Origin of the sequence: Pseudoalteromonas sp. SK18 (assembly GCF_001974855.1) — a bacterium.
Classification (GTDB): Bacteria; Pseudomonadota; Gammaproteobacteria; order Enterobacterales; family Alteromonadaceae; genus Pseudoalteromonas.
In genome coordinates this window covers 1-7,108 of the sequence record NZ_MTQB01000045.1, presented here as the reverse complement: position 1 = coordinate 7,108, position 7,108 = coordinate 1, and the positions used below count along the sequence as shown (strand labels likewise).

Genomic DNA, 7,108 nt, shown 5'->3' with positions numbered 1-7,108 from the left:
GTGATTATATCAACGGATATTACAACAACGTTAGGCCACATCATTATAATGCTGGTTTAGCGCCAAATGAATCTGAGGTTAGATACCAAGATTCTAAAACTGTGGCCAAAATTAGTTGACCACTACACTAGCCCATGTAGAAGGTTTACAAACTACGCTGTGCAATTTTAAGAACTTCAGTGAAAATAAAGTGAGTAAAATTAAACTAATAGCGCCGCAAAACTTTATAAAGAGTGTGTACTTCTCAGGCGTTATAAATCAATTCACATTACTTTATCCAAATATTAAGATTCATATGATGCTATCGGATGAACGCCTTGATTTAAAAGCCACTGAGTTTGATTTAGCCATTAGAATTGGAAAACTAGATAGCTCACAAAATATATGTAAAGTTATTAACCAAATGAGTTTTGTTTTAGCTTGTTCATCGAGTTTAATTGAGCAATATGGCATACCAAGTAATTTTGACGATTTAGCTAAACTACCCCACATATCGTGCTCGCCATTCGAAAACTGGTCCTTTAAAGCAAATAAAAGTGAACAGGTAATTTTTAAACCTCAAGCCAACTTTATTTCTAACGATATAGAAATGTGTGCATTAGCTGCTATTGAAGGAAGAGGTGTTTATTATGGTCCAAAATATTGTTTATTACCGCATATAAAAGACCAAAGCCTAGTAGAGGTATTAACTCAGTACACACCCATTAAGCGAGATGTAAACCTGATATGGCCTGATAAACTAATTCCAAAAAGTACACGCTACTTAATCGATTTTTTAGAGCATTCTCTTAAAGTGATCAAAATGTAGATACCTCATCACTTATACTTTTATTAATTTTTTGTAATGTTTAAGCAACTAATATTTTTGAAAAACCAACTTTCATTTAAGTCTCTATAAAAAATTAGCTAGTTCTTTAGAATCAAAATCGGTCCAAAATTAGATTATTTAATTAGGGCCTAGTTTAAATATAATTTTTTAAAGGATGTAACTTAATGAAAAAAATATTACCCCTATTGCTTTTGTCACACACTAGTTTTGTAAGTGCCAACACAACGGCAATTTATCCAGATCAACTTAAAAATGAAAGCTTAGGCGCTGGATTATGCTCAGCTGATAATAGATTAATAACAAAGGCCGAAGCGCAAACCTACAGAAACGAGCTTATTAATAAAATGGGTAAGTGGCAAATAACGGGATTAGCTGATGGTTGGGTTATTATGGGCTCTGGCTACGCAGGTGAAATAAAACAAGGGTCTGCTGCAAATTCTTGGTGCTACCCTACCGATCCCATTAATGAAATTCCTACATTAAGTCCATTAAAAGTATCCCCTGGCAGTCAAAGCCAAATTGAATGGGACTTAGTAAATCAAAAAGAGAGTTTTATAAAACCCCTTTCATACCTTGCTCACACAATGGGATTTGCGTGGGTTGGTGGAAATCGTTCAAGCTATGTTGGTGATGACATGGAGGTGACCAAAACGGGCTCAGGATGGAAAATACAAGGTTACAACGGTGGCAGTTGTGATGGTTATCGATGTGACGAGAAAACAGCGATTACCGTATCTGACTTCGAATATGTGATGGATAACGAATCATATAAAATAACAGGTGATATTGTTACTGCTGACAAAGAACTAATTAAAACGTTATCAGTCCCTGCAGTGAATGACACTTCAGCAGCTCAAATATCTGTCGTTACAATTGAATACGATGCAGCAACCAATTGGTCAAAAACCAATGACTACAGTATTTCAGAATCTGTTACCCTTGAAAACACATGGAAGTCCCCTTCTGTTACTGGTGGATCAGACACTTCATTATCTGTCACAATCGCAGCGGAGCAAGCTTGGGGAACAAGTAACGGCGGCTCTGAAGCCGAACGTGTTGTTGTACAGGCAAGAGCCAATGTACCAGCATACACACAGCTTAATGCAAAGGTCGATTTGTTTAAATCATCAATATCGTATCCTTATGCATTTGATGCAGATATTACCTATAACCTATCAATAGATGGCTTTATGCGATGGGGAGGCAATGCTTTATTAACTCACCCAGAAAACAGACCTGATGAAACAGCTAATTTTGTAATTGGTCGTTGGGCAGGTCAAGAAAAAAGCATTGAGTATCAATGGGAACACCGCTATATACCAGGTGAGAATAAAAAATGGGATTGGCCTTGGATGATACAACAAACAAGCTTATCAACAATGCAATACTATTTAAGTCATGTTTTAAGACCTAAAAAAACAACCCTAACAGGCCACTTTTATGCACAAAGTCAATTTGCTGGTAGCGTTTATTTTGGTGACGAAACACCACTTGTCACTAACCAAAGAAGTAAGCGAAGCATTTCAACGAGTGAATACTCTAGTGCTGAAAAGTTAAAAAAAGAGTTTGAAGATGCTGGTTTTAAAAATGTAATTGTTAATATTGAAATGATTGATTTATAAATCCCCGCGGGCTCTCATAATGAGAGCCCTATTTTATCAGTTAAAACTAAAAATATAATTATTACCCACCTCTTTTACTGTTCACTTTAATAGAAAACACATTCAGCTAAACCAACTTCGCCTTTAGTTTATTTAAAAGTTATGCTTTGATGCATGTATAAAAAGTATTGATGTCCTTTGTCTATTAAACAGATTTCAGCACAAAGTGATATAAAAATAATAAGAGAACACAATGGCAAAAAATACAAACAATAGCGTAGTAATACTCAGTGCGGTTCGTACCGCAATTGGTGGCTTTGGTGGCAGCCTTAGAGATTTTAGCCCCGCTGAGCTTGGCACACTGTGCGCAAAAGAAGCACTAACCAGATCTCAGCTTACCCCTGACCAAATTGGCACATGTGTGGTAGGCAAAGTTATTCATAACGGCCCAAAAGACGCTTACCTATCAAGGGTCATTGGACTAGATGCTGGGTTACCTATAAGCAGCCACGCTGTAACGCTTAATCGCTTATGTGGATCAGGGCTTGAAGCAATCATACAAGCGGCACAACAAATTCAATTAGGTGATGTAGATGCAGCCCTTGCTGGCGGAGCAGAAAGCATGAGTAGCTCTGCCTATACCCTCGAAAGTAATCGCTGGGGGCAAAAAATGGGTAATAGCACTATGGTTGATGAGCTTACCACGACCTTACAAGACCCATGGGATAATAACCCGATGGGAATAACTGCTGAAAACATCGCAGAAAAATATTCAATTAGCCGTCAGCAGCAAGACGAGTATGCAGCAAACAGCCATCATAAAGCTGCAAAAGCCATTGCTGCAGGTCATTTTAAACAGCAAATACTCCCTGTAGAAATCAAGTCGCGAAAAGGGACGCACATTTTTGACACCGACGAACATGTTCGCGCCGATACCACAGTCGATAAACTTGCAACTTTAAAGCCCTACTTTAAAAAAGATGGCACCGTTACCGCAGCAAGCTCATCAGGTATAAACGATGGTGCAGCCATGTTGGTACTTATGTCAGAGCAAAAAGCCAATGAGCAAGGCTTAAAACCGCTCGCTCGTTTAGTGGGTTATGCCAGAGCAGGCGTTGATCCTACTTTAATGGGTATCGGCCCTATTCCTGCAGTACAACAGGTATTTGAAAAAACAGGCTTAACCATTGACGACATGGATGTAATTGAATCTAACGAGGCCTTTGCAGTACAAGCACTGTGCGTTGAAAACGAGTTAAATTTCCCTGCCCATAAGGTAAACCCGAATGGTGGTGCAATTGCCTTAGGCCACCCTGTTGGCGCAACGGGTGCAATTTTATCAACTAAATGCTTGTACGAACTCAAACGAACTCAAGGCAAATATGGGCTAGTCACAATGTGTATTGGTGGCGGGCAAGGCATAGCAGCCATTTTTGAAGCGCTTTAATGAGTAAAGCTAAATCATTTTTGTAGTAATAAAGTTGATAATTGAATTGGCTAGTCACATAACTAGCCAATTCAATATTTACACCAATTAACTAAAAACGCCAAATAAGTTAAGTACAACGAGTAAAGCGCCAAATAGACCCGAAAGTGTTAATAACCAATAAAAGATACATCCAAGAAATCTATCGAATTTGGTTGTATTTTCAAATAACAACGAAGAGTGCGCATACATAAAAGAAAACTTACTTTTTTCAATTTTAAGTAACCAACGCCTTGGCAAGGAGAATGCTTGAGCAACATTTATAATATCCCAACCACTAATAACCTCTAGACCGAGTATATCTTTTGTTTTAGGGTTTTTTCTTAATTTACGTACGGTCATTTGGCCAAAAACTACATAAAGGATCCCAGAAATAATAGATGACATAATTAATATAGCGACCCAAATTTCTCTATCACTCATAATTTATTAACCTGCTCCATAATATAATCATATATCCCTCCGGCATCTTCTTTTACAATTTCGTTAACCTTTATTGAAGCCCCAGCAGCTGCACCTGCTAACAAAGCCCCACCAACAATTAGGCCAACCCAACCTACTGGCGTTGCCACAACTAGAAAAGTCATAACTGCAGCCCCAGCATTTACAACCCCAATACCTGTAGCTGCACTTGCAACAAAACTAGTTGATTCAATAAACATTTCTCGTTCCCAATTATCATCTGTTTTATAAGAATTATGAATATTTCCTACTCGACCTCCAAAGTCGATAACGGCTAAGCCATTACCTAAAAACTTTGCATACTTAGTAAACTTCACAACGTTATCGGCATGTATAGGATTTATTAAGTCTAATTTTGCAACACTTCGACTACTTCTAGCTATATCAGCCCCTCTTTTGAAGTTGCTCATTGGAGTACCGCGCCTAGAATTAATTTGACTAGTGACAGCTTTCACTTCCAATCTAAACTTGTTCTGCATTTTTTCAAAAGCAAGCTTTGCTTTTTGTTTAGCTGCAGCTTTTATTGGGGATTTGCTCTTAACAGCTTGACGGTATTCCATGAGTGACTTCTGATAATCTTTTACTGCATCTGCAAAATCGCCGACTCTTTTTGCGTAAACGCTAGTTGACGTGCCCATAAATCCAATATTAAATTCGTTTAATTTTGCTGAAATCATAGAGAGTGCAACTACATTATCACCGCCAAAAGACAAAGATAAATCGGTAAGATTTTTTACATTTGAAAGATTTGATATTTTAGCTAAAGCAGTTGCTCCAGTAGTAGAGTTTCCACTTTTTAATAAGTATGGCTTATTTGGTAAGAGCATATCAGGATCTGGACAGGTTAATGAAAGTATTCCTTCCATATTAATGCCGCATTCGTTTTTTAATGAACTGCCACTGAGGTTACGATTACATAGAATTATTTCATTCATAATTTAAATTCCTTTTAAAGTTTTAAACGACACTATAAATGTTGGATGCTTGAAGTCAATAACTCCCGCCTTCATTCTTGATAAAATATATAATGTAACTGAAACATTTTTTTTGATACTTAAATTTTCTCTTCTACTTCATTTCAACTTAAATAAAGTTTTATTCTAAAAAGCGCTTTTACCTCAAACGTGGGCAAAACTCTCGTCTACAAAACGTGTTTTAAAGTTAACTTTCTTACGCCTACTAAAACACCACCAAATGAGATTAAAAATAATATTGGCAAAAACAGTAATGTTTCTGTGTTTTCTATATTTATAGCTGGGCTGCCAATAACTGCCAGCGTATTAATTAACAGCAGTATTAAGCTTGATTGCAGATAGCCCTTGTAACCAATAGCCCCTGCAAATAACAGCATAATAAATGAACCTGAGATCGCAGGCGTAAAAGGTGCGGCGGCGAGTAACATACAAACAAACGAAAATATAACAGCACATCCAATTATTGCTTTAAACATAACAACCTCCATGGTAAATGGCTTTTAATCCACCAGCTATTTATAACTGTATTACTAAAAATCGTATTCCACCTAAGAGCTCAAAACTAATTTTTAGTTTATTAATAACCCCAATATAAAAACTACTTATTTCCAAACTGCCGTTCACAAGGCTCGCCATCTTTATCCCCGTCCATTTTGGTATTTGGGCAATGTTGAATAAAAAATAATGCCTCTGCATACGAGGTCATTTGGCTACAATGTTGGCGGCCATCGCAACGAAATGCTTGCTGTGTTTTATTAAGTGAGCTTGAACTAGCGGGCATAAATGATTCTAAGTTAGCATTAGTCACTACAGATGTTTGCTTGGTATTTAAAAAACCGGTTTTATACACACTAAAACCAATACTAAAAATAATACCAAGTGTTATAAGTTTCATTAAAGGTGAGTTCTTATGTGCGGTTTTACTTATTCTAACCGGCCTTGATGAAGCTTTTATATGTGGCTGTGCGAGTACGCCCTCAATACGGCAATTTACAGCTTTAGTTTTACCGTTGGGAGCAGTCGCTACCTCAAAGTAAATAATGTCGCCCACTTTAGGTTTACGGCTCATGTGTTTGAGCGATGAAATGTGTATAAAGGTATCGTGTTGCAGTGTAGTTGATTTAATAAAGCCAAAACCTTTCTCGTCATTCCACGATTTTAATAATCCTTTGTTCATCCTTGAATCATCCATTTAATAGCTGTTAATTTTACACCCGTTTTAAAAGAGGCTCAAAACCAAGCACACCTTGGCGAGCCCACCAACAACCATAGTTTTCCTTATTAACTAACTCATTTTGCAAAAAAGCGTATTTTTGCTTCTTTTAATGTGCTTAAAAATACAGAAAACGCACAAATTCCGCCACCCATAAATGCAATTTGAAAACTAGACAGCGACGAAAAACTAAATTGCTGAGAATACATGTACTGCCCAAATAACTGTGCAAAGGTAGCCACACCTAAAATAATTAACAATGGGCACACAATTAGCGTAAACCAAAACCAAATACGTTTAATACCTTTCATAAAAAATCCTTTTATTTTAAATTTAACTTAGAGATTAATTAGCTTGTGAGCCACCAGCATTTTAAAAGCCGCTTATAAGGTTGCCACATGAGTTTGATGTCTGAAGTCAAGATTTGATAATCATATAGAAAGCTCCTCGAGTTTTTCGATACAGTTGTGTTGACCAAAACATAAACTGTATCTCGAGGAGCTTAGTATGAAACTATATGGTGGAATTGACTTGCATTCAAAT

General features: G+C 37.0%; 8 protein-coding genes. 3 read left to right on the top strand and 5 right to left on the bottom strand.

Features of this window, described 5'->3' with window-relative positions; genetic code table 11:
* The first annotated feature begins 190 nt into the window (after positions 1-190).
* The 3 genes from BW139_RS17910 (at position 191) to bktB (ending at position 3,877) form a co-directional block, all read left to right on the top strand.
* Positions 191-808, top strand: coding sequence for a substrate binding domain-containing protein (locus tag BW139_RS17910; protein WP_254844987.1), 618 nt, complete (start codon positions 191-193; stop codon positions 806-808).
* Positions 809-993: 185 nt separating this feature from the next.
* Positions 994-2,451 (top strand): aerolysin family beta-barrel pore-forming toxin, encoded by a 1,458-nt coding sequence (locus BW139_RS17905; protein WP_076920558.1) that lies wholly within the window; start codon positions 994-996, stop codon positions 2,449-2,451.
* A 232-nt stretch (positions 2,452-2,683) separates the two neighbouring features.
* Positions 2,684-3,877 carry a beta-ketothiolase BktB gene (gene bktB, locus BW139_RS17900; protein ID WP_076920557.1) on the top strand — a complete coding sequence of 398 codons (1,194 nt, stop codon included), beginning with the start codon at positions 2,684-2,686 and terminating at the stop codon, positions 3,875-3,877.
* Between the two features lie 87 nt (positions 3,878-3,964).
* Here the strand turns inward: bktB and BW139_RS17895 are convergent, their stop codons facing one another.
* The 5 genes from BW139_RS17895 to BW139_RS17875 all read right to left on the bottom strand — a co-directional run bounded on the left by BW139_RS17895 (position 3,965) and on the right by BW139_RS17875 (position 6,876).
* Complete coding sequence (locus BW139_RS17895; protein ID WP_008113868.1) at positions 3,965-4,339, bottom strand: hypothetical protein; 375 nt, start codon at positions 4,337-4,339, stop codon at positions 3,965-3,967.
* Positions 4,336-5,313, bottom strand: coding sequence for a hypothetical protein (locus tag BW139_RS18435; RefSeq protein WP_076920556.1), 978 nt, complete (start codon positions 5,311-5,313; stop codon positions 4,336-4,338). Before BW139_RS18435 ends, BW139_RS17895 begins: the two co-directional genes overlap by 4 nt.
* Before the next feature lie 206 nt (positions 5,314-5,519).
* Positions 5,520-5,828 (bottom strand): DUF6419 family natural product biosynthesis protein, encoded by a 309-nt coding sequence (locus BW139_RS17885; RefSeq protein ID WP_076920560.1) that lies wholly within the window; start codon positions 5,826-5,828, stop codon positions 5,520-5,522.
* 122 nt (positions 5,829-5,950) lie between these two features.
* Positions 5,951-6,529, bottom strand: coding sequence for a cold shock domain-containing protein (locus BW139_RS17880; protein ID WP_076920555.1), 579 nt, complete (start codon positions 6,527-6,529; stop codon positions 5,951-5,953).
* 113 nt (positions 6,530-6,642) lie between these two features.
* On the bottom strand, positions 6,643-6,876 hold the full coding sequence (locus BW139_RS17875; protein ID WP_076920554.1) for a hypothetical protein: 234 nt from the start codon (positions 6,874-6,876) through the stop codon (positions 6,643-6,645).
* Positions 6,877-7,108 lie beyond the last annotated feature (232 nt).

Excerpts from the sequence above, each read along its gene's own strand:
- BW139_RS17895 (WP_008113868.1), bottom strand. The coding sequence starts at position 4,339 with ATGAGTGATAGAGAAATTTGGGTCGCTATATTAATTATGTCATCTATT.
- BW139_RS17905 (WP_076920558.1), top strand. The coding sequence starts at position 994 with ATGAAAAAAATATTACCCCTATTGCTTTTGTCACACACTAGTTTTGTA.
- BW139_RS17885 (WP_076920560.1), bottom strand. The coding sequence starts at position 5,828 with ATGTTTAAAGCAATAATTGGATGTGCTGTTATATTTTCGTTTGTTTGT.
- BW139_RS18435 (WP_076920556.1), bottom strand. The coding sequence starts at position 5,313 with ATGAATGAAATAATTCTATGTAATCGTAACCTCAGTGGCAGTTCATTA.
- BW139_RS17875 (WP_076920554.1), bottom strand. The coding sequence starts at position 6,876 with ATGAAAGGTATTAAACGTATTTGGTTTTGGTTTACGCTAATTGTGTGC.
- bktB (WP_076920557.1), top strand. The coding sequence starts at position 2,684 with ATGGCAAAAAATACAAACAATAGCGTAGTAATACTCAGTGCGGTTCGT.
- BW139_RS17880 (WP_076920555.1), bottom strand. The coding sequence starts at position 6,529 with ATGAACAAAGGATTATTAAAATCGTGGAATGACGAGAAAGGTTTTGGC.